The following is a 22,606-nucleotide window of genomic DNA, read 5'->3' as shown; positions in this document are numbered from 1 at the left end:
GGGGAAGTTAATAAATTTTTAAACTGTGTCCATGAAGGATTTTTCCACCTTATTGAAAATGAAAGTACCTGTTACCAATAAAATAAGGATGATAAATGTACTGATAGTGAGCATTATTGGAGAAAAGTCCCCAACACCAAGCCAGGCATATTTAAAACATTCGAAAATCCCTGTTAAAGGATTGTAAAATGAAATGCTTTTAAAGAATCCCGGTAACGCTGAGGTTGGATAAATAACTGGTGTTGCATACATATACAGACTCACTCCAAACCCCAACAACATACTTAAATCTTTATATTTTGTGGTTAACGCAGAAAATATCATTCCTACTCCCAATGCAAATAATGCCATTAGTAAAATTAAAAAGGGAGTTGCTAAGATCCAGATATTAGGATGAATTTGTCCTTTTGATAAATAATAACCCCAGCCGATAATAAATAGGAGAAACTGTACTCCAAAACGCATCAGGTTGGAAATTACAATGGATAAAGGAGAAACCAGTCTTGGAAAATATACTTTGCCGAAAATATTTGCATTACCAACAAAAGTTGAAGATGTTCCTAGTAAACAAGCTGAAAAATAATTCCAGAGAGTAACTCCTGCAAGGTAGAAAAGTAATGGTGGTGCTCCGTCAGTTGGAAGGTTGGCAATTCTTCCGAAAACAATTAAATAAACAATTGTCGTTAGAATTGGATTGATAAAAAACCAGATCGGGCCTAAAATAGTCTGCTTAAAGCTGGATACAAAATCTCTTTTTACAAACATATAAACAAGATCTTTGTATCTCCAGACTTCTTTTAGCTTCAAGTCAAATAACGAATGATCAGCATCAATCGTTTCTGTCCACTTTTGTTGTGGTTCATTCATCTGTGTAAGTTTTTGCAAATTTATAATAATTAATTCTTACCGTATGTATTAGTTTATAAATTTTCATAGTCCATAAAACTAAAAATCAACAACTAATATATTGATATTTGTCGGCATGAGCAAAAACTATTGGCCATAAAGCCAATAGTCTATGAATTTTATAAATTATAATTGTTATTTTCTGATAAGTTGTTTCAGGTATTCACCGTATCCGCTTTTACCATATTTGGTAGCCGTCTCAAGCAGTTTCTCCTCATCAATGAATTTGTTTCTGAATGCAATTTCTTCAATACAGCCGATTTTAAATCCTTGTCTTTTTTCAATAACACTTACAAATTCTGAGGCGTCATGAAGAGAATCAAAGGTTCCTGTATCCAGCCATGCCGTTCCTCTGTTAAGAACAGCTACTTCAAGTTTTCCATTGCTTAAATAAACATTGTTGATGTCTGTGATTTCCAGCTCACCTCTTGCAGAGGGCTTGATGTTTTTAGCAATTTCAACGACATTGTTATCATAAAAATAAAGGCCGGGAACAGCATAGTTTGACTTAGGGTTTAAAGGCTTTTCTTCAATAGAAACAGCTTTCAGGTTTTTGTCGAATTCTACTACACCATATCTTTCAGGGTCTGCTACGTGGTAAGCAAAAACAACTCCTCCCTGTGGATTGGTTTTGTTTTTCAATAAAGTTCCCATTTCGGAACCATAGAAAATATTATCTCCCAATACCAGCGCTGCGGGGTCGTTACCAATAAATTGCTCGCCCAGAATAAAAGCTTGCGCTAAACCATCTGGACTTGGCTGTACAACATATTCTATATTACAGCCGATTTGTGAGCCGTCGCCCAAAAGTTTGATGAAACCTTCCTGGTCATGTGGAGTGGTGATGATCAGAATATCCTTGATTCCTGCTAAAAGCAATGTGGAAAGCGGATAGTAAATCATAGGTTTGTCGTAAACAGGCATCAGCTGCTTGCTTACTGCAATGGTTAGAGGGTAAAGTCTTGTTCCGGAACCTCCGGCTAATATTATTCCTTTCATGTTTTGGTGCGTAAAGACGCTTATTTCTTTTGTGTTGTGAGTTGAATTTCTGTGGAAGATAAAGAGTTCCATTGCTCTGTTATCTCAAATAATATATTTAGCTGTATTGTTTGCTGTAATAATCCTGATAATTTCCGGAAGTTACATTCTCCAGCCATTCCTTATTTTCCAGATACCAGTCGATGGTTTTTGCTAATCCTTCTTCAAAGGTAACTGAAGGTTTCCAGCCTAAATCTTTATTCAGTTTTGTGGCATCAATAGCGTAACGTTTGTCGTGACCCGGTCTGTCTTTTACAAAAGTGATCAGCTTTTCTGAATAACCTTTCGGTCTTTCCAGCTTGGCATCCATTTGTTTGATCAGTTCTTTGACAAGATCAATATTCTGCCACTCGTTGAATCCTCCGATATTGTAAGTCTCACCGGTTTTTGCTTCTTTAAAGATCTGATGAATCGCCTTGGCATGGTCAATGACAAACAACCAGTCTCTGGTGTATTTTCCATCACCGTAAATAGGAAGTGGTTTCTCGTTGATAATATTCGAAATACAAAGTGGAATCAATTTTTCAGGGAAATGATTCGGACCGTAGTTGTTGGAACAGTTCGATACAATGAAAGGCATTCCATAGGTATTTCCGTAAGCTCTTACCAAATGGTCAGAGGCTGCTTTTGAAGCTGAATACGGAGATTGAGGGTCGTATGATGTGGTCTCCAGAAAGAAACCTGTTTCCCCTAAGCTTCCATATACTTCATCCGTGGAAATATGATAGAAAAGATTGTTTCTTTTTTCATCCGGGAATCTGCCGTGGGTATGATCAGGATTTAATGTCCAGAATTCTTTACAAAGGTTCAAAAGATTAGCAGTTCCGTTTACATTCGTATTGATGAATGCCATAGGATCTGTAATACTTCTGTCTACATGGCTTTCTGCTGCTAAATGTACAACAGCATCCGGGTTATATTTTTCGAAAACTTTTCTAAGCTCTTCCGGTTTTGTAATATCTGCTTTTTCGAAAACATAATTCGGTTCATTTTCAATGTCCTTTAAGTTTTCGAGATTTCCGGCGTAGGTAAGAGCATCAAGATTGATGATCGTAGTATCCGGATTGTTTTTTACAAACTCTCTTACAACATGGGAGCCGATAAATCCGGCACCTCCTGTAACGATAATATTTTTCATTGATTTATTTTGTAATGGTCTTTCTTCCTATACTTTTATAATGAAATCCGTTCTGTTCAGGGATTTCCAGCGGGTACATATTTCTGCCGTCAAAAATGACTTTGTTTTTCATTTTTCTAGCCATAAGGTCAAAATTAGGATTTTTGAATTCCGGCCATTCTGTAGCAATAAACAGTGCATCTACATCTTCGATTGCATCGTACATTCCTTTAGCATATTGTATTTTATCACCTAAAAGCTTCTTAACATTACTTTCTGCAACAGCGTCATAGGCTATGACCTCTGCTCCTTTCTCCAATAGAAGAGCGATGTTGTCTAATGATGAGGCTTCTCTGATGTCATCCGTATTGGCTTTGAAGGCAAGCCCCCACATAGCAATTTTCTTTCCTTCAATACTTCCTCCGAAATATTTTTCAATTTCAGACACTAAGATTACCTTCTGGGCTGTATTTACCTTTTCCGTAGCTTCAAGGATCTGAAAATTAAAATCTTCCTGCTTTCCGGACTTTATAAGTGCTTTTACGTCTTTAGGAAAGCAGCTTCCACCATATCCGATACCTGGGAATAAGAATCTGTGCCCGATTCTGTCATCACTACCCATTCCCAGTCTTACCTTATCTACATCTGCGCCCACTTTTTCACAATAGTTCGCAATCTCATTCATAAAGGTGATTTTTACTGCCAGAAATGAATTCGCAGCATATTTTGTAAGTTCTGAGGATTTCTCATCCATGAAAATGATGGGAATTCCGGTGTTGGTAAAAGGCTGGTATATCTTAGACATGATGTCTTTGGCTCTTTCCGAACTTGCACCTACAACTACTCTTGAAGGGTTCATTGAATCTTCAACCGCAAATCCTTCTCTTAAAAATTCGGGATTTGAAACAACATCAAAAGGGATATTTGTTTTCGCTGAGATGGTTTCTCTTACTCTGTCTGCAGTTCCTACAGGAACCGTGCTTTTATTGACAATGACTTTGTATCCGGTCATCATTTCGCCAATATTATCAGCTACCTGAAGTACATAAGACAGATCTGCAGATCCGTCTTCTCCCGGAGGAGTAGGTAATGCCAGATAAATCACTTCGCTTTTGTCTAAAGCTTCTTTAAGATTGGTAGTGAAAAATAATCTTTCAGACTGAATGTTTCTTAAAAACATTTCTTCAAGGTTCGGCTCATAGATGGGAACAATGCCGTTTTTCATACCTTCTACTTTTTTTTCATCAATATCAACACAGTATACTGAATTGCCAAGTTCTGCCAGAGTGGTTCCTGTAACCAAACCTACATAACCTGTTCCTACAATCGTTATATTCAAAATGTCTGTTTTTAAATTCTAAGACAAAAGTAATAAAAATCTTCTGACATATTCTTTTAATTTATTGTAAATGAATCTGGCGCTATTTACCTGATACTTAAGATTATTTTGCTTTTTTAGAAAAAAAGCTTATATTTGCAATGGATTTACGGAAAAAATGGGAAGGCTTCGGAAGAAAGCCTTTTTTCGTACTGTAAATCAAGATAAAAATATATGGAGTTTAGAAAAAGAATTGAAGAATTATTAAATGAATTCCTTGAGACCAGAAAAGATCTGTTTCTTATTGATCTTAAAATTTCTGCAGGGGATGATATTACAGTGATTTTGGATGGTGATAACGGAGTTTCTTTGCAGGATTGTCTTGATGCAAGCCGTGCAATTGAATTCAATATGGATCGTGAAGAGCATGACTTCAGCCTTCAGGTGATGTCTGCAGGACTGAGCGAGCCATTATCCACACCAAGACAGTTCAGTAAAAACATTGGAAGAGAGATTGAGGTGATGCTGGAGGATTCTTCTAAAATTGAAGGGGAATTGTCAAAAGTAGACGATGAGAAGATCACGCTTGTTCTACGTTACCGGAAACCGAAAGATATCGGAAAAGGAAAAGTAGATGTGGAGGAGGAGAAAGAAATTTCTTATCCTGAGATCAAAAAAGCATTAGTAGTAATTAAATTTTAAAAAGAAAAAAGAATAGATGGATAATATAGCGTTGATTGAATCCTTTGGTGATTTTAAAGACGAAAAAGGGATCAGTAAGATTGATCTTATGGCAATTATTGAAGATTCACTGAAAACTCTTTTAAGAAAGAGATTTGATTCAGATGATCATTTTGATGTGATTGTAAACCCGGATAAAGGAGATTTTCAGATATTTTTAAATAAAACAATTGTAGAGGACGAAATGTCTGAAGATGATGATTTGGAAATTGAAATTTCTGAAGCAAAGAAGATTGATCCCACCTTCGAAGTAGGTGAAGACTTTACAATGGAAATTCCTGTTGCACAGTTGGGAAGAAGAAATATTCTTACCCTTAAGCAAATCCTTGCTACAAAACTTCAGGAACACAATAATGCAATGCTGTACGAACAGTTCAGAGATAAAATTGGTGAAATTGTTGTAGGGGAAATCCACCACATCCGTCATAAGCACGTGATTCTGCTGGATGATGAAGGAAATGAATTTATTTTACCAAAAGAAAACCAGATCCCATCCGATTTCTTTAAAAAGGGTGAGAATATCAGAGCTATTGTTGAGACAGTAGATTTTAAAGGTTCTAAACCACAGATTATTATTTCCAGAACTGCACCTAAATTCCTAGAGAAGTTATTAGAGCTGGAAATTCCTGAGATCCAGGACGGAACAATTATCCTGAAAAAGGTAGTGAGAATTCCTGGTGAAAAGGCGAAGATTGCAGTAGATGCTTATGATGACAGAATTGATCCGGTAGGAGCTTGTGTTGGAGTAAAAGGATCCAGAATTCATGGCGTTGTAAGAGAGTTGAGAAATGAAAACATCGATGTTATTCAGTGGTCTAAAAACCCTGAGATCTTGGTGAAGAGAGCATTAGGAAATGTTACTATTAACAAAATTGAAATCAATGAGGAGACGAACTACGCGTTGGTGTATACTCCTGTTGAAGAAATTTCTAAAGTGATCGGAAAACAAGGTCAGAATATCAGACTGGCTTCTTGGTTGACAGGATATGAGATTGATGTATACAGAGAGTCCAGTGAGGATGATGATGTTGAATTGAAAGAATTTAACGATGATATCGAGCAGTGGATTTTGGATGAGTTTAAGAAAGTAGGACTTACGACTGCAAAATCAGTATTGGATAAAGAAACTGAAAGTCTTTTAAATATGGTTGACCTTGAAGAAGAAACTATTGAAGAGGTGAAACGTATTCTGAGAGAAGAATTTGAAGATTAAGATTTTAAATAAATTTTAATAAACAGTAAAAAAGAAATACTTTAATTTTAAAAATTAAAAACAGTAAATAATATAAATGCCAAAAATTAGATTAAACAAAGCGGTTAAGGAATTCAACATTTCGATGTCCAGATTAGTAGAGTTTTTACAGTCAAGGGGCTTCGAGGTTGAAAGCAATCCTAACGCTCAATTGGAAGAAGCGGCATATTCTGCATTGGAGGCTGAGTTTGCTAAAGACGGCGAACAAAGAAAGGCTTCCCATGAGGTGGTGATCACTAAAGTTCCGGAAGAAAAGCTGGAAATTGAAGAAAAGAAAACCCCTGAAGTGATAAGAGCTAAAGCAAATAAACCAGAAACTAGAATTTTAGGTAAAATAGATTTGGAACCTAAGAAGCCTGAAGCTGAAGAGGCTCCTGCAGCTCCTGCAGTTCCTGTGGCTCCTGTTGCGACACCGGTTGAAGAAAAGAAAGAAGAAATCGTGAAAGAAGAACAACCGGAAGTTAAAGCAGTGCCTGAAAAGCAGGAATTTAAAGTTTTGGATAAAATTGATTTGTCTCAAATAGAATCTAGAAACAGACCTGTGAAAAAAGACAAACCAAAAATGGAGGAGAAAAAAGAAGAAGTTAAACCTGTGGAACCAGTAAAAGAAACTCCAAAACCAGTGGTTGCAGAGGAGAAAAAAGTGGAAACTCCAAAAACAGAGGCTGAACCTGAATCTCAGGAACCACAGAAAATTGAGACCGTATATCAGAAGCTTGACGGTCCTAAAATCGTTGGGGAAAAGATCGACTTGACTCAGTTTGCGCCGAAGCCGGGTGCCGGAGCAAAAAAGAAAAGAAAGAGAATTGAAAAACCTGGTCAGAATAACCAACAAGGTCAGGGGAATAATCAAAACTCAGGAAATAATAACCAAGGTGGTCAGGGCCAGGGAAACCGTCAGAATAATAACGGTGGACAAGGCGGAAACCGTCAAGGTCAGGGCGGACAAGGAAACCGTCCTCAAGGTCAGGGTGGCCAGGGTGGAAACCGTTTCGGAAATAACCAGGGTGGTGGAAACCGTCAGGGTCAAGGTGGTGGCTTCAAAAAAGGAGGTCAGAACAACAGACCAGGGCAAAGAGTTATGCCAGTTGAATTAACCGATGAGCAGGTTAAAAACCAGATCAAAGAAACATTAGAAAAACTTACTAATAAAGGAGGAAAATCTAAATCTGCAAAACACAGAAAAGACAAAAGAACTTTCCGTAGAGAGCAGGATGAGCGCCAGCAGGAGCTCGAAGCACAAGACAGAACTCTTAAAGTAACAGAATTCATCACAGTAGGTGAATTGGCAAGTTTGATGAATGTTTCTCCAACTGAAGTAATCTCTGCTTGTTTCTCATTAGGGGTAATGGTTACCATGAACCAGAGACTTGAAGCGGATACCTTATTATTAGTAGCAGATGAATTCGGTTATAAAATCGAATTCTCAGATGCTGATCTTGAAGATACAGATGCTGAAGATGAAGTGGATACTGAAGAAAGCTTATTGCAGAGAGCTCCTGTAGTTACTGTAATGGGACACGTTGACCACGGTAAAACTTCATTATTGGATTACATCAGAAAAACCAACGTAATTGCTGGTGAATCAGGAGGAATTACTCAGCACATCGGTGCTTATAATGTGAAGCTGGAAAATGGTCAGAGAATTACTTTCTTAGATACACCAGGTCACGAAGCCTTTACAGCGATGAGAGCAAGAGGGGCGCAGATCACGGATATTGCAATTATCGTAATTGCTGCCGATGATGATGTAATGCCACAAACAAAAGAAGCAATTGCTCACGCACAGGCTGCAGGAGTACCAATGATTATTGCTATCAACAAAGTGGATAAGCCGAATGCAAACCCGGACAACATCCGTCAGCAGTTATCAGGATTAAATCCACCGGTTTTAGTAGAAGAATGGGGTGGGAATGTTCAGGCACAGGAGATCTCAGCTAAATTCGGTAATAATGTAGATGTATTGCTGGAAAAAGTTTTACTACAGGCTGAAATACTTGAGTTGAAAGCAAATCCTGACCGTGCAGCAAACGGAGTTGTTATTGAAGCATCTTTAGATAAAGGTAGAGGTTATGTAGCAACAATGTTGGTACAGACCGGAACTTTAAGAGTAGGTGATTATGTAGTAGCGGGTAAAAATCACGGTAAAGTAAAAGCTTTGCTTGATGAAAGAGGTAAAAATCTAAAAGAAGCAGGGCCATCAATTCCTGCAACAATTTTAGGTTTGGACGGAGCGCCTACTGCAGGTGATAAATTCCGCGTATATGCTGATGAAAGTGAAGGTAAAGCTATTGCCAATAAGAGAGAACAGCTGCAGAGGGAATTATCGATTAGAACCAAGAAGCATACAACCCTTGAGGAATTGGGTAGACGTATTGCTTTAGGAGAATTCAAAGAATTGAACATTATCCTTAAAGGAGACGTGGATGGTTCTGTAGAAGCTCTTTCTGATCAGTTACAAAGATTATCAACAGAAGAAATCAGTGTTAAGATTCTTCACTCAGGTGTTGGGCAGATCACTGAATCTGATATCAACTTAGCCGCAGCATCAGATGCGATTATCATTGGATTCAATGTAAGAGCGGGTGCCAATGCAAAAGAACTTGCCGATCGTGAGGAAATTGAGATCAGAACTTACTCTGTAATCTATAAAGCAATCGATGAAGTAAAAGAAGCGATGGAGGGAATGCTTTCTCCGGAAATTCAGGAACAGGTGATTGGTAATGTTGAAATCCGTGAGGTATTCAAGATTTCTAAAGTAGGAACAATTGCAGGTTGTATGGTTCTTACCGGAAAAGTAACAAGACAGTCTAAAGTACGTTTGCTAAGAGACGGTATTGTTAAATTCGATGGAGAACTGGAAAGTTTGAAACGTTTCAAAGATGATGTGAAGGAAGTAACAAAAGGTTACGAATGTGGTCTGAACCTTAAAGGTTATAATGATATTGAAATCGGAGATATTCTTGAAGTTTACGAAGAAGTAGCGGTTAAGAAAAAACTGAAATAATAATTTAAGATAAAGAAAGCAGGCATCTCAGATGCCTGCTTTTTTATTAATATAATAGTTATAAATAATCTAATTCTGGTTCAAAAAAGTCACAAGCTTTATTAAATCTTCATCTTTATCAAACTTTATTTTATTGGATTTAAAGAAACTGGCTAAGCTGTCTTTTTTATCTGGAAATTGGTTGATAATATCCTTTTGGTTTTTAGGCTTTTTGATAAAGCCGTTTTGTGTTTTGATGTAATATACAGGAGGTAATTTCCTGAAATTAGCTGGTCTTTCACTAGCATAAGAATTTGGCGCTGGTACAACATCTGTAAATTTAGTTTTGACTTTTTTGTACAGAGTGTTTTTTCCGTTGGCCAATTCAAAAAAATAGCCATTGAGATCATCTGATGTGTCAACTAAAACTAATACTTGCTTAGGAGACAGAACTTCAATTCTTGAAAAATCAGTGGTTTTTGGAAGAACCTGAACTTGTCCGTTTTTCTTAAATTCGATTTCATCAGTGTAGCTGTTATAACGTACGGGAAGCTGTTCATAATTAACAGCAATCTTTGCATCAGAAAATTCTTTACCAATATATGGTGAATCCCCTGAAATCTCATCATATTTAAATGTTTTACCTGTAGTCGAGTTGATACCGTCAAATACGGCTTGTGCTCCTGTAGCACCATTCACTGATAGTGTATTTTGTGCAAAGCTAAAACTGAAGCTAAATATGGCTATTGTTGTTAAAACTATTTTTTTCATGTTTAATTTTTTTTAAAGTTATAAATATATTACTTTTTAAAAGAAACCAGTGCTTTTTTGTCTTTTTAATCAGAGAAAGTAGTTGTGTTGAAAAAGATTGAAATTAATGATGTCGTTAATTAAAAAAAAACACCTATAAGCTTGAATATTAGTATTGTTTTAATTTAGATTCATTATAAATAATTATTTTTCTGTTGATTTTAAAGTGTTAAAAAGTAAATAATTTAAGTTTCTAATTTAAATTATAATAATTTTTTACATCTAATATTATGAATTATAATGTATGTGGTGGGCTTAGATTGATTTATCATGAATATATCTATGATTTGTGAATCTGAAAAATTTGCTAGTGTTAATATTTATTAACATATTTGCTCCTAAAATATATTAAAATTTGTTAATATGAATGTTAAATTACGTGTATTAACGGCTGGTGTTTTGTTTTTTACAGGACAGGCTGTATTTGCTCAGGAAAAAGACTCCAAGGATAAAAAAGACAAGGAGACAAAAATTGAGGAAGTAGTTGTCTTAGGATATAGTAAGACCGCTACAAAAGCAAAATCTACAACTTCTTCAGTAACTGTAGGTGCTGAAACCTTAGAAAACAGACCTAACATTTCTGTTCTGAATTCAATTCAGGGAACAGCACCAGGTATTGTGATTAACTCTGGATCTGGTTCTCCTGGTTCTGGTAAATTCAATATCTTGATTAGAGGTATGAGTTCTTTGAATGGTTCAAGAGATCCATTATACGTAGTAGATGGTGTTATCACTTCAGGTTCACAGTTCAGAAACTTAAACTCTTATGATATTGAGACATTCAGTATTCTGAAAGATGCACAAGCTACAGCAATTTACGGTAACAGAGCTGCAAACGGAGTTGTTGTAATTACAACAAAAGGAGGGAAATTTAATTCAGGACTGAAGATTTCTTATGATGCCCTGACTTCTTTCTCAATGATACCTAAGCCTGACTATAATATGTCTAGTGCTAAACAGCAGTTACAGATACAAAAAATTTACGGAGGTGGTTTTGCGGCAGATCAAGGCCTATCTCAGGAAGATATTGATAACTGGGCAATAGATACTGACTGGAGAAAGCAATTTACTCGTGTAGGTATTTCTCAGCAACATAATTTAGCGATTACAGGAGGTGGAGAAAATATAAACAACTTCTTATCTTTAGGTTATTTAGACAGTGAAGGTACTGTAAAATCTACCGATTTCAAGAGATTTACATTAAGAAACAACTTAAGTGGTAAGTCTAAAGATGGCAGATTAACTTTCGGTACAATTCTAGGTTTAGGATATTCCAAAAGAAATCAGCTAGATGATGAAGAAAATACAGGAATCAGCTCCAATGTAATCCAGAATGCATTATTTGGTAGCGTACTTTCTCCTTCTTATGTGGCTCCTAATCCATATTCTAATGGAGTAGAACTATTCAATGCTATTGGACAAAACAGTGCAGGAAACAGAGCTTGGATCCTTCAGGATAATATTAATGGAGGAGTTAGAAACAGATTTACTGAATTAAGTATTTCTGCTAATGCAAATGTAAATTATAAGATTACTGATTACCTAAGTGTAGGTAACAGAACTGGTATAGAATATAAAGAATACGAAAGAATCTTTGCAAGAGGTGCTCAGGGGTATTTATCTACAGCTGTAGCAGCGGGAGCTGGTGCTAAGTATGGAGGATCAGAAAGTTTTACAACAACTCAGGATCTGACATTTAACAGTATCACAAACATTACTTTCAATAAAACATTCGGTGACCATACTATTTCAGTTGCTGCTTACATGGATTATATTAAAGCTCATGTAAATACAAATACACAAACTCAAAATGGATTAAACCCATTACAATGGCAGTTTGGTGCTGGAACAGGATATATTCCATTTAATCCTGATACACCGAATATTTACAGACCTACTGTAGGAGCTTCAAAAGTAACTGCGGGTACTTTGGCTTACTTCGGTACTGTAGACTATGATTATAAAGATAAATATGGAGTAAGTGGAGTTATCAGAAGAGATGGATCATACCGTTTCTTACCTACTAACAGATGGGAAACTTTCTGGTCAGCAGCCGTAAGATGGAATATTGACAAAGAAGATTTCATGGCTGAGTCTGGATTCAGATTGCTTAAATTAAGAGCTTCTATTGGTACTACAGGTAACCAGAATTTAGGAGTTGCAGCTAATAACCAAAACCCTTTAGCATTACTTCCGAATAACTTCCTTGATTTATATTCAGGAATCTCTGGATATCAAAACTTATTGGGATATAATTTTGTGAATTTATCTAACCCTTATTTGAAATGGGAGCAGGTAAAACAAACAAATGTTGGGGTTGATTTCAACTATAAAGGTCTTGTAGAAGGTAGCTTTGACTACTATCAAAAAAGAACAACAAGAATGTTCAATACGTTGCAGAGATCAGCTGTAACAGGTACTTACGGTATTAGAGGGAATGACGGAATCCTTGATAACAAAGGGGTTGAAGGTCTAATCAGGGTTAATGCTATAAGAACAGAGAACACAAAACTATCTATCTTTGTTAACGGAGCTTACAACTCTAACAAAATCGTTTCTATGAGTAACGAAGATTTGTCAGGAGATGTTGTTAATGCTATTGGAGGTCCTGCTAGCCAGTATCAGCTATATCCATACGTAGGAGTAAACGCGGCAAATGGAAATATGCAATTCCTTGATATCAATGGAAATATTACAGAGAACCCACAACCTTCAGACAGAAGATTGACAGGGAAATCTCCATATGCTAAATTTACAGGAGGTTTTGGATTTAACTTCCAATACAAAGGATGGTTCCTTGATACATTATTCTCATACCAACAAGGAGGATATATTTATGACAATTTATACTCTTGGGTAATGAATCCTGATTATGCAGCTGCTAACATTAACGTATCTGCTAATTTATTAAATGCTTGGACTCCGGAAAATACTGGATCTGATGTACCTAACTTATTTGCTGATAACGCTGGTACAGATGGTTCTTCAGATAGATTCTTATATAAATCAGATTTCATAAGACTTAAGAATGTTTCTTTAGGATATTCATTTACTAAAGATCAGTTAGGAAAATTACCTGTTAAAGGTATTAAAGTGTTTGTTCAGGCTGAAAACCTATATACATGGAGCAGCTGGAAAGGATTTGACCCTGAGCCGGTTACTACGTACTCGTTAAATGTATATCCTAACCCTAAAACAGTTTCAGTTGGGTTAAATGTTGATTTTTAATAAAAAAGAATTATGAAAAGAATTATAAATACAGTTTTAATTTTAGCAACTTTATCAGCAACAGGATTTGCTTTAAATAGTTGCCAGGATGCACTAGATATTAAACAGGCGGGGGAATTGAAGCCTGAAGAAGTATTTACTAATGTATCAAATTTGAACGAAGCTTTAAATGGATCGGTATATGCTGTGTTTGATCCAATCGATGAAATATATTTTACTGCAGTTTTCACAGATGAAGTTAAGCCTGGAAGCGGTAGTGGTGGTCAGGAGTACGAACTACATAGATTTTTCCTTGATCCATCTACTCAAATTGTAGGAGGGGGATCAGTAAGTACTGGTTCAAGTGATGGAATCTGGCTTAACAATTACAAAGTAATTAACAGAGTTAACAGATTATTGGAAGGAGCTAAAAATATCACTCCTAGTTCTGGTGAAGTTGCTCAATATAACAGTATCATTGCACAGGCCAGAGCGATCAGAGCATTTTGCTATGTTCAATTGGAAACTTATTTTGCTCCTAATATGAAAGACCCTAACGGATTAGGTGTTATTCTTATAAAAGATGTTCCGGCAACTGATGCTAAATTACCAAGAGCTAAGAATCAGGATGTTTACGACCTTATTAATGCAGATTTAGATTATGCCAGAAGTATTTTAACATATTCTAATACTGCAGCTGCAAGATATACTGTTGGTAAAGGATTCGTTAACGCTCTTTCTGCTCGTTTCAATTTATATAGAGGGAATACTACATTAGCAAAGCAATATGCTCAGGATGTGATTAATAATTCTCCTATTTTGGATGCAGCAACAGGTTCTAAGTTAACTGTAGCCAATCCTATTGTAACTACTACATCACCTGCAATTGATTTAAGTACTGGTAGTACTTGGAGAAGTGAATTTTATGGAACTGCGTCTTCTTTCAACCCATACAGAAATCTATGGAATGACTCGTCAAGAGGAGAAATTATTTTCTCTTTGAACAGACTTCCTTTGGGTGCTGGTGCAACGATTGGATCTAGATGGAATACAAACCAATCTACAGTAAGTGGAGTACCAATGTGGTTCTTAGGTAGAAACTTATTCAATTTAATTTATACTCCTGCCGGACAACCTGATAAAGGAGATGTTAGAAGATATAATTACATTGATCCAACGTCAATTATACAGACAAACTACCAGAATGTTGACTCTAGAAATGATAGATTAGTTATTGATAAGTATCCTGGTAAAACAAGTACAGCAACGAGAAATGACCTTAAGGTATTCAGATTGTCAGAAATGTACTTTATTTTAGCAGAAGCAGAAGTAGCGGCAGGTAACTTAGCTTCCGCTCAAGCACTTATTCAACAGGTGAGAGTTGCAAGAAACTATTTAGGTACTGCAACAACTCCTGTGTATACTAATGCTCAATTTGCTTACGCTGATATCTTGAAAGAGCGTAGAATTGAACTTGCTTTAGAAGGACACAGATATATTGACTTAAAGAGACTTGCTGCAGTTGCAGGAGTAACAATGGATAGAAACATTAAAGATGATTTTATCACGTTACCATCTCTTAACTTACCAAATGATAGTTATAAGTATACATTACCTATACCTGTGCAAGAGACTTCTGCCAATCCAAATTGTCAGCAAAACCCTGGTTATTAATCATACAATAATCATTTGATATAGAACCCCTGCTCAAAGCAGGGGTTTTTTATGTCCTTTTATTTCTTATTTTTGCTGTACAATAATGAATAATGAAGTACATCCTTTTCATACTCTTCTCTTTAGGTTTTGTAGCCAAGGCTCAGGTCATGAATAAAGCAGAGACAAAGCCTCAGCCCAAAAAAGAAGATACCCTTGTGATAGATTCCGGGAAAAAAGATTCCCTGAAAATTTTTAAGCCCACCATTAATGATTACCAGTATCAGACTCAGTTTTCTGAAAAGAAAGTTTTTGATACCGTAATGACTTTTGATAAAACCTATATTTTTTCACAGCAAAATAATAAAGATAATTTTGGGAGAGTGCAGCCTGCCAACATTGGTGCAGGATTTAATCCTCTTGTATTTGAAGTAAATCCGGAAGAAAATCTTTCATTACTTCCTTCCAATAAATCTTACATGATCATTGGAGCCAATGATGTGAAATACTACGACGTAAAAACACCTACCGCATCATTTATTTATCATAATGCCATGCGAAACGGTGCTGCTCTGAAATCAACCTATACTCAGAACATCGGAAAAAGATTCAACTTTGCTCTTGAATATATGGGACTTCGTTCTCAGGGACTTTACAGAAACTCATTGTCAGCAAATAACAATACACTATTCTCAGGTCACTATGTTTCGAAAAGCGGAAATTATGAGCTTTTTGCCCATTATCTTCATCAGAATGTAAATAATCAGGAGAGTGGAGGTATTACCGAAGATAATCTGTTTCAAAGTGGTGACAGTAATTATAGCAACAGACAAAATGCGCAGGTAAATCTGGCCTCTTCAAGCTCACAGTTTTCTTACAGAAGATACTATCTGAGTCATCAGTTTACGCCATTCAATTCCGGGAAATTCCCTTTCAGTATAAGACATATTATTTCTCATCAGGGGAACAAATATTATTATAATCAAACTGCCTTGGAGCCTTATTGGTATAATGACCCTGCTGAACTGGTAGACGGTTTCCCGCTGACAACAAAAAAATATTCCGAAAACTTCAGCAATACGGTAAGCCTGATTTTTAATAATGAAAAATTCAAGCTGGATGCAGGGGTACGTTATCAGATGATCAAATTAGGAATAAGAGATGTTGTTGCACTGAACGGTGTTCCTTTCCCTGGCGAACTGAAAGAAAACAGAATTGGAGCTGTAGGAAATCTGCAGGTAAAACTTTGGGACAAAATTCAATTGAATTCATTCCTGGAATTTTCAAACGGAAGCCAGTTTAAAAGTTATCTGAAAACAACCAATAATCTGAAGTTTGAGCCTGTCAAAGATTATTTCGTTAATGCAAAAGTAAACTTCCAGAGTGCCTATCCTTCTTTCAATTATTTATTAAATACTTCCGTTTATAACAATTTCAATTATTATCTTGAAGATGCGAAGAACCAGTCTGTAATGGAAGTAGGAGGAAGTATCAATCTGAAATGGTTCAAAACAGAGCTTTTCGCCAATTACTTCAGAATTGATAACTATACTTATTTTGATAGTAACGGAAGTCCGAAGCAAAGTAATAATTCGGTGAATATTTCTCAGATCGGAGGAGATGCCACATTCAGCTTCAACAAATTTCACCTGAATACAAGAGTGCATTTCCAGAATACTTTAACCAATAAAGAACTGCTTCCTTTACCTGGTTTTATCGGTAGGGCCAACTTCTTTTATCAGACACAGGCCTTTAAAAAAGCAGCAGAAATTCAGGCAGGGGTTAAAGTATATTATTTCTCTAAATTCGCTTCAAGAGAATATTTCCCGGTTCTTAATGAATACATTCTGCCAAGAGCAGATTCATTTTCAATTGGAGGACAGCCTATCGCCGATGTTTATATTAATATGAAGGTGAAGAAAATGTTCTTTTTCATAGAAGGACAGCAGATAGGAATGGTGATCTCCAACAACAAAGCATATGCATTTCCACATTACCCGGTGTATGATTTCAGATTGAATATCGGAATTGTGTGGTATTTGTTCAACTAAAAACTGTACAGGTTGAAAACAATTAATAAAATATCATTTAACGATATAGAAAGTATTCCTCAGCTGGTAAAAGATTTTTTACATCAGAAAATTGAGGGTTTTGAAAATAACACATTTTCCTTAGAGCATTTCAGACAGCAGATTCATCTGAAGAAAGATTCTTTCACATCAGAGAAAAGACATATTTTGGCTGATGTATTTGAAAGTCAGCTTGCAAGTCTTACTCTTTCTTCAAAGCAGAAAGAAAATCTTGAAAGTATTAAACAGCCAAACACGTTCACTATTACAACGGGGCATCAGCTGAACCTGTTTTCCGGACCTGTTTTCTTTGTATATAAAATTCTTCAGACAATAAAGACATGCACCTATCTGAAAGAAAATTTTCCGGATTTTAATTTTGTTCCGGTATATTGGATGGCTTCGGAGGATCATGATTTTGCCGAGATCAATCATTTTAAAACTGAAAATAGCTATTACGAAACCAACGGGAAATCCGGCGGCCCGGTAGGACGAATTGAAATCAGTGATACCTATTTTATTTCTGAATTTGAAAAAGAATTCAAAGATTCTGTTTTCGGGACAGAGCTGATTTTAATGATGAAGGAAGCTTATAAAGCAGGAAACACCTTAACGGAAGCCATTAAGATTCTTGTCAACCGTCTTTTTTCAGAATTCGGACTTTTGATTCTGGATGGAGATTCTGTAGAACTCAAAAATCAGATGAAGACGATTTTTAAAGATGAGCTTCTGAACTTCAGGTTACAGAAAACTTCCAAAGACAAAGTAGATTTTCTTACTGAGAAATATGGAAAGGTTCAGGTAAACCCTCGTGAAATTAACCTTTTCTATCTTTCTGACACCAGAGACAGAATTGAATTTAATGGTCAGAAGTATATCATTGTGGATAAGACCATCCAGTTTACAGAAGAAGAGATTCTGGCTGAACTGGAAAATCATCCTGAAAAATTCAGTCCGAATGCATTAATGCGTCCGGTTTATCAGGAAAACGTACTTCCTAATCTGGCTTATATTGGTGGAAATGCAGAAATCATGTACTGGCTGGAACTGAAGGATTATTTCTCAAAAATCAATATTCCTTTTCCTATCCTGATTCCAAGAAATTCTATGCTTTTCCTGAAAGAAAAAACCTTAGGGAAAATAAAAAAGCTTGATCTTAAAATAGAAGATTTTTTTCAGAACTTCTCGGTACTTACCAATCAGAAGATTTTAAAAGATAATTCTGTTCTACGATTGCTCGAAGAAAAGGAAGGAGTATTGATCAGTAATTTTTCTGCACTGAAAGCATCTGCGGAAACTACGGAGAGATCTTTCGGTAATATGGTGAAGGCAGAAGAAGTACGACAGCTGAAATCATTTAAAAGAATGAAAAAACGCCTGCTTCATGCTGAAAAAATAAAACAGAATGAATTGCTTGAAAGACTTGAAAATCTGTTTTTAGATGTTCATCCCGCAAAAACATGGCAGGAGAGAGTATATAACTTTAGTGTATTCTTTTCAGATTATGGCTATTCGTGGCTTGAAAATTGTTTGGAAGAAATGGTGGTTCAAGATTCAAAATTAATAATTGTTGCCATTTAATTTTAAAGAAGTATTTTTGTAAATTATAATTATCGAATATGATAAAGAGGTTTTTTATTCTATCCAGTTTATGTATGGTTTTGGGAGTTTCAGCCCAGAAATCACATACGGTTGTGCAAGGTGACAATCCTTACAACATTGCCAAAAAGTATGGAATGACTGTAGATGAATTGCTGAAGCTAAACCCAAAACATAAAGATGGCAAACTGGCGATCGGAGATGTTTTAACGATAAAATCAGAAAAAGCAGCCGCTCCGGCTGTAACAAAAACAGCTCCGGCACAAAAAGTAACTTCAAATACAGGTGCTTCTTCTCTGGGTAAAATTGTTTTACTGCCAAAGCAAACCATCTATGGTATTACAAAACAATACAGAATTTCCGAAACTGATTTAAGAAAACTGAATCCTGAACTGGATTCTCACATGAAAATCGGAGACGAAATCACATTACCTCTTGCCAGCATTAAAAAATATGGTGGCGAGCAACAGGCTGTAACAGCAGAAAAACATACTGAAACTCCTGTAGAAAAAGTAACAGCAACTGCTGCTACATCTACATCTGCTACCACTGCTGCTGCAGAAGGAGAATCTTATGTGATTCAGGCGAAAGATAATTATTACAGAATTACAAAACAGTTTGGCATCAGCCAGCAGGATCTTTATGCTTTAAATCCGGGATTGGAAGAAAAAGGACTGAAACCTGGTGATACCATAACAATAAAAAGATCCAATAACAATAATACTGATACTGTTGCTGAAACTTCAAATCCAAAAGCAAAAATGGATTCAGGCAACGAAAAATCAACCGCTGCTTCCACTGTTGCTGCAGGTGATGATTATGTTACCTACACAGTTCAGCAGGGAGATACAGTATTCTCTATTGTTAATAAATTTGGTGTTTCTATTGATGAACTTATTGCTCTTAACCCGGATCTTTCACATGGTCTGAAAACCGGAATGGTTTTAAAAATCAAAAAACAGGATGCTGCATACATAAAGAAGAATGGTGATGCTTTAAGCGTTATCCTGATGCTTCCTTTCGGGTACAGCACCAATGAAACTCAGTACAGAGGAATGGCACTTGACTTTTTGACAGGAGCTAAACTCGCTATTGAAAGAAATGCAAGAGGAGGACAAAAACTGGATATTAAAGTAGTAGACTCAGGGAATGAAGCTTCGTTCAAAAACTCTTTGACACAGATTAATCCTGATAATACAGATCTTATTATCGGACCTTTCTTCAAATCCAATGTAATTGATGTTCTTGATTTCACCAAAAATCAGAAAATCCCGATTGTAGCACCATTTGCCAACTCTCCGGAACTCTATAACTACAGTAACCTTATTATTGTAGAAACCAACAATCAGACGTATGCTGATAAGATTGTAGAAGAAGTAAAAGCAGTGTATTCAGATCAGAAAATATATATAGTGGCAGATGCTAAAAAAGAAGATGCCAACTATATCAAAGCCGGACTTGAAAAAGCGGTGAAAAATCCTAATATCATTATTGTTAATTCGTCGGCAGATATTCAGCTGGACCAGAATATGATGACAGGACAGTCTGCACCGGTTATTGCCATTTTAGCAAATGATGATAATACTGCAGGAGATGTTTTTGCCAACAGAATGATTGCAATGTCTAAAGAAGTTCAGGGTATAAAAGCCTTCAGTATGTTCTATTCTCCTGTTTTCGAGAAGAAAGTGGATGAGCTGAGCCAGGCAAGTCTTGTATATCTGATGGATAGAAAGATCAATACAGACGGTAGCTTTGAGAAAGAAATTCTGGCTGCTTATAAAAGCAAATACTGCAAAACTCCACCGAAATATGCGATCGTAGGTTTTGATGTGGTAAATGATATGCTAACCAGAGAAAATAAAAAAGGAGAGATCTTTAAACAAATGAATAAAGTTCAGACTCAGCTTGCGACCAAATTTGAGTTTGTAAAATCTAAAGCTAACGGTGCTTATGTAAATACAGGTTACAGAGTAATCAGGTTAGTACCATAAATGATTTATAGCACTTAAAACGAATATTGTTAACATTATAGTTATATTTGCATAATATTTAATTCAATACATGAAAGCACTTGTATTTCCAGGGCAGGGTTCTCAGTTCGTAGGAATGGGAAAAGAATTGTATGATTCTAGAAAAGATATTAAAGATCTGATGGAATCTGCCAATGAAATTTTAGGTTTCGACATTCTTTCCATTATGTTTAACGGTACGGATGCGGATCTTAAGAAAACAGAGGTTACCCAGCCTTCAATATTTATACATTCAGTAGCAGCATTAAAAGCCGTAAATGGTCTTGGTGCTGAAATGGTAGCAGGACACTCTTTGGGAGAGTTTTCAGCTTTGGTTGCCAACGGAGTTTTATCCTTTGATGACGGTTTGAAATTAGTTTCTGAAAGAGCGAAAGCGATGCAGGAAGCTTGCGACGCCAATCCAAGTTCTATGGCTGCAATCTTAGGATTAGACGATGCCAAGGTTGAAGAAATCTGTGCACAGATCAGCGGGGTTGTTGTTCCTGCCAACTATAACTGTCCGGGACAATTGGTTATTTCAGGAGAAACTCCTGCAGTAGAAGAAGCGTGTATAAAGCTGAAAGAAGCAGGCGCTAAAAGAGCATTGCTGTTACCGGTAAACGGAGCTTTCCACTCACCATTGATGCAGCCTGCACAGGAGAGACTGGCAGCAGCTATCGAAAAGACAAAATTCAGAAAAGCAACTATTCCTGTATACCAGAATATCACGACAACAGCGGTAACCAATCCTGATGAGATCAAACAAAACCTGATCGCTCAGCTTACCGGTCCAGTAAAATGGACACAGTCTGTTCAGAATATGATTAAAGATGGTGCCTCTAACTTCGTGGAAGTAGGACCAGGAAAAACCCTTCAGGGATTGATCAAAAAAATTGACGGATCTGTAGAAGCAACTTCTGCAATCTAAATAAAAAAATATGAGCGCGATCTTTTCACCGGGCAAGCTTATGCTTACTTCAGAATATTTCGCAATCGATGGAGCTCTTGTCTTAGCGGTACCTACCAGGCTGGGACAAGAGTTTTTCTTTGAAGAAAAAGAAGATGGAAAATCTCTTATTCTTTGGGAAGCCTATCATCAGAATACATTATGGTTAAAAGCTGTCATTGATTATAAAAACTGGCAGATCTTAGAAACCAATATTCCATCAAGCGCTGAGTTTATTACCAAAACATTACAAAATGTTCAGCTGCTTTCTGACAGTAAATTCAAAACAGACCTTACTTATTATTTAAAAACAAATCTTCAGTTTCCTGCGGATTATGGGCTTGGGAGCAGTTCCACCCTGATGAATAACCTGGCGGAATGGGCTGAAATAGATCCTTTTCATCTTAACACCATCAGTTTGGGAGGCAGTGGATATGACATTGCAGTTGCAAAAGAAAAGTCCGCAGTGCTTTTCCAAAGTAAACCTGAGATAAAATATGAGAAAGTAGATTTTAATCCGTCCTTTAAAAATGAACTGATTTTTATTCATTTAAATCAGAAGCAGGATAGTAGAGAAGGAATCAATTTTTACAAATCAAAAAAGAAGTCCCCGGAATTGGTTGATGAATTTTCGGATATCACAAAGAAAATTATGTTATGCGATGAATTGGAAAATTTTTCTGCATTAATGATGATTCATGAGCGAAAAATTGCCGATTTTCTTGAAATTCTCACAGTTAGAGAAAAATTTTTCTCAGATTGCCCTTCATTTGTCAAAAGTTTAGGTGCATGGGGTGGAGATTTTGTGATGAGTGCGAAATTTGGGGACTATAAGAACTATTTTTGGGAGAAAGGTTTTACGACCGTTTTTGAATGGGATAATATAATTGGTTTATAATCAATATATTACAATCCTGTTTTTTTATTTGCCATTCTGACTTATATCAGTATATTT

15 protein-coding genes are annotated in these 22,606 nt (G+C 36.3%); 10 read left to right on the top strand and 5 right to left on the bottom strand.

The window, feature by feature from the left end:
- Positions 1-18: 18 nt before the first annotated feature.
- From AB1278_RS22045 to AB1278_RS22030, 4 genes are all read right to left on the bottom strand, one after another.
- Positions 19-867 carry an ABC transporter permease gene (locus tag AB1278_RS22045; protein WP_110008470.1) on the bottom strand — a complete coding sequence of 283 codons (849 nt, stop codon included), beginning with the start codon at positions 865-867 and terminating at the stop codon, positions 19-21.
- Between the two features lie 174 nt (positions 868-1,041).
- Positions 1,042-1,905: a glucose-1-phosphate thymidylyltransferase RfbA gene (gene rfbA, locus AB1278_RS22040; protein WP_110008471.1), complete on the bottom strand. Its 864-nt coding sequence runs from the start codon at positions 1,903-1,905 to the stop codon at positions 1,042-1,044.
- A 97-nt stretch (positions 1,906-2,002) separates the two neighbouring features.
- Positions 2,003-3,082, bottom strand: coding sequence for a dTDP-glucose 4,6-dehydratase (gene rfbB, locus AB1278_RS22035; RefSeq protein WP_202841652.1), 1,080 nt, complete (start codon positions 3,080-3,082; stop codon positions 2,003-2,005).
- Positions 3,083-3,086: 4 nt separating this feature from the next.
- A complete protein-coding gene (locus AB1278_RS22030; RefSeq protein ID WP_202841649.1) occupies positions 3,087-4,400 on the bottom strand; it encodes a UDP-glucose dehydrogenase family protein in 1,314 nt (437 codons plus the stop codon).
- Between the two features lie 213 nt (positions 4,401-4,613).
- On the opposite strand from AB1278_RS22030, the gene rimP reads away from it, so the two are divergent.
- The 3 genes from rimP (at position 4,614) to infB (ending at position 9,379) form a co-directional block, all read left to right on the top strand.
- Positions 4,614-5,081, top strand: coding sequence for a ribosome assembly cofactor RimP (gene rimP, locus AB1278_RS22025; RefSeq protein ID WP_034691441.1), 468 nt, complete (start codon positions 4,614-4,616; stop codon positions 5,079-5,081).
- A 16-nt stretch (positions 5,082-5,097) separates the two neighbouring features.
- Positions 5,098-6,333 carry a transcription termination factor NusA gene (gene nusA / locus AB1278_RS22020; RefSeq protein ID WP_002982960.1) on the top strand — a complete coding sequence of 412 codons (1,236 nt, stop codon included), beginning with the start codon at positions 5,098-5,100 and terminating at the stop codon, positions 6,331-6,333.
- A 76-nt stretch (positions 6,334-6,409) separates the two neighbouring features.
- Positions 6,410-9,379 (top strand): translation initiation factor IF-2, encoded by a 2,970-nt coding sequence (gene infB / locus AB1278_RS22015; RefSeq protein WP_429817041.1) that lies wholly within the window; start codon positions 6,410-6,412, stop codon positions 9,377-9,379.
- 69 nt (positions 9,380-9,448) lie between these two features.
- Here infB and AB1278_RS22010 read toward each other — a convergent pair whose 3' ends face one another.
- Positions 9,449-10,129, bottom strand: coding sequence for a hypothetical protein (locus AB1278_RS22010; RefSeq protein WP_429817038.1), 681 nt, complete (start codon positions 10,127-10,129; stop codon positions 9,449-9,451).
- Positions 10,130-10,531: 402 nt separating this feature from the next.
- Here AB1278_RS22010 and AB1278_RS22005 point away from each other — a divergent pair, with 402 nt between their 5' ends.
- The 7 genes from AB1278_RS22005 to AB1278_RS21975 all read left to right on the top strand — a co-directional run bounded on the left by AB1278_RS22005 (position 10,532) and on the right by AB1278_RS21975 (position 22,549).
- A complete protein-coding gene (locus AB1278_RS22005; RefSeq protein ID WP_110008477.1) occupies positions 10,532-13,396 on the top strand; it encodes a SusC/RagA family TonB-linked outer membrane protein in 2,865 nt (954 codons plus the stop codon).
- A 12-nt stretch (positions 13,397-13,408) separates the two neighbouring features.
- The gene (locus AB1278_RS22000) at positions 13,409-15,049 is read left to right on the top strand and encodes a RagB/SusD family nutrient uptake outer membrane protein (protein WP_227941051.1); all 1,641 of its coding nucleotides are present in this window, start codon (positions 13,409-13,411) and stop codon (positions 15,047-15,049) included.
- Positions 15,050-15,141: 92 nt separating this feature from the next.
- Positions 15,142-17,079, top strand: a complete 1,938-nt coding sequence (locus tag AB1278_RS21995; protein ID WP_429817034.1) for a putative porin — start codon at positions 15,142-15,144, stop codon at positions 17,077-17,079.
- Positions 17,080-17,091: 12 nt separating this feature from the next.
- Positions 17,092-18,678, top strand: a complete 1,587-nt coding sequence (bshC, locus tag AB1278_RS21990) for a bacillithiol biosynthesis cysteine-adding enzyme BshC (RefSeq protein ID WP_429817031.1) — start codon at positions 17,092-17,094, stop codon at positions 18,676-18,678.
- Between the two features lie 38 nt (positions 18,679-18,716).
- The gene (locus AB1278_RS21985) at positions 18,717-20,687 is read left to right on the top strand and encodes a LysM peptidoglycan-binding domain-containing protein (RefSeq protein WP_429817028.1); all 1,971 of its coding nucleotides are present in this window, start codon (positions 18,717-18,719) and stop codon (positions 20,685-20,687) included.
- A gap of 70 nt (positions 20,688-20,757) precedes the next feature.
- Positions 20,758-21,633: an ACP S-malonyltransferase gene (gene fabD, locus AB1278_RS21980; protein WP_137904380.1), complete on the top strand. Its 876-nt coding sequence runs from the start codon at positions 20,758-20,760 to the stop codon at positions 21,631-21,633.
- A 10-nt stretch (positions 21,634-21,643) separates the two neighbouring features.
- Positions 21,644-22,549: a GYDIA family GHMP kinase gene (locus tag AB1278_RS21975; RefSeq protein WP_110008483.1), complete on the top strand. Its 906-nt coding sequence runs from the start codon at positions 21,644-21,646 to the stop codon at positions 22,547-22,549.
- Positions 22,550-22,606 lie beyond the last annotated feature (57 nt).

Origin of the sequence: Chryseobacterium sp. NRRL B-14798 (genome assembly GCF_050470705.1) — a bacterium.
GTDB lineage: Bacteria > Bacteroidota > Bacteroidia > Flavobacteriales > Weeksellaceae > Chryseobacterium > Chryseobacterium cupriresistens.
Note: the sequence above shows the minus strand (reverse complement) of the source record. Positions and strands in the feature narration are given on the sequence as shown.

Bases quoted from the DNA above. Each gene is read 5' to 3' on its own strand.
- infB (WP_429817041.1), top strand. From the start codon at position 6,410: ATGCCAAAAATTAGATTAAACAAAGCGGTTAAGGAATTCAACATTTCG.
- AB1278_RS21975 (WP_110008483.1), top strand. From the start codon at position 21,644: ATGAGCGCGATCTTTTCACCGGGCAAGCTTATGCTTACTTCAGAATAT.
- AB1278_RS22000 (WP_227941051.1), top strand. From the start codon at position 13,409: ATGAAAAGAATTATAAATACAGTTTTAATTTTAGCAACTTTATCAGCA.
- rfbB (WP_202841652.1), bottom strand. From the start codon at position 3,082: ATGAAAAATATTATCGTTACAGGAGGTGCCGGATTTATCGGCTCCCAT.
- AB1278_RS21985 (WP_429817028.1), top strand. From the start codon at position 18,717: ATGATAAAGAGGTTTTTTATTCTATCCAGTTTATGTATGGTTTTGGGA.
- AB1278_RS22005 (WP_110008477.1), top strand. From the start codon at position 10,532: ATGAATGTTAAATTACGTGTATTAACGGCTGGTGTTTTGTTTTTTACA.
- rfbA (WP_110008471.1), bottom strand. From the start codon at position 1,905: ATGAAAGGAATAATATTAGCCGGAGGTTCCGGAACAAGACTTTACCCT.
- AB1278_RS22010 (WP_429817038.1), bottom strand. From the start codon at position 10,129: ATGAAAAAAATAGTTTTAACAACAATAGCCATATTTAGCTTCAGTTTT.
- rimP (WP_034691441.1), top strand. From the start codon at position 4,614: ATGGAGTTTAGAAAAAGAATTGAAGAATTATTAAATGAATTCCTTGAG.
- AB1278_RS22045 (WP_110008470.1), bottom strand. From the start codon at position 867: ATGAATGAACCACAACAAAAGTGGACAGAAACGATTGATGCTGATCAT.
- nusA (WP_002982960.1), top strand. From the start codon at position 5,098: ATGGATAATATAGCGTTGATTGAATCCTTTGGTGATTTTAAAGACGAA.
- AB1278_RS21995 (WP_429817034.1), top strand. From the start codon at position 15,142: ATGAAGTACATCCTTTTCATACTCTTCTCTTTAGGTTTTGTAGCCAAG.
- fabD (WP_137904380.1), top strand. From the start codon at position 20,758: ATGAAAGCACTTGTATTTCCAGGGCAGGGTTCTCAGTTCGTAGGAATG.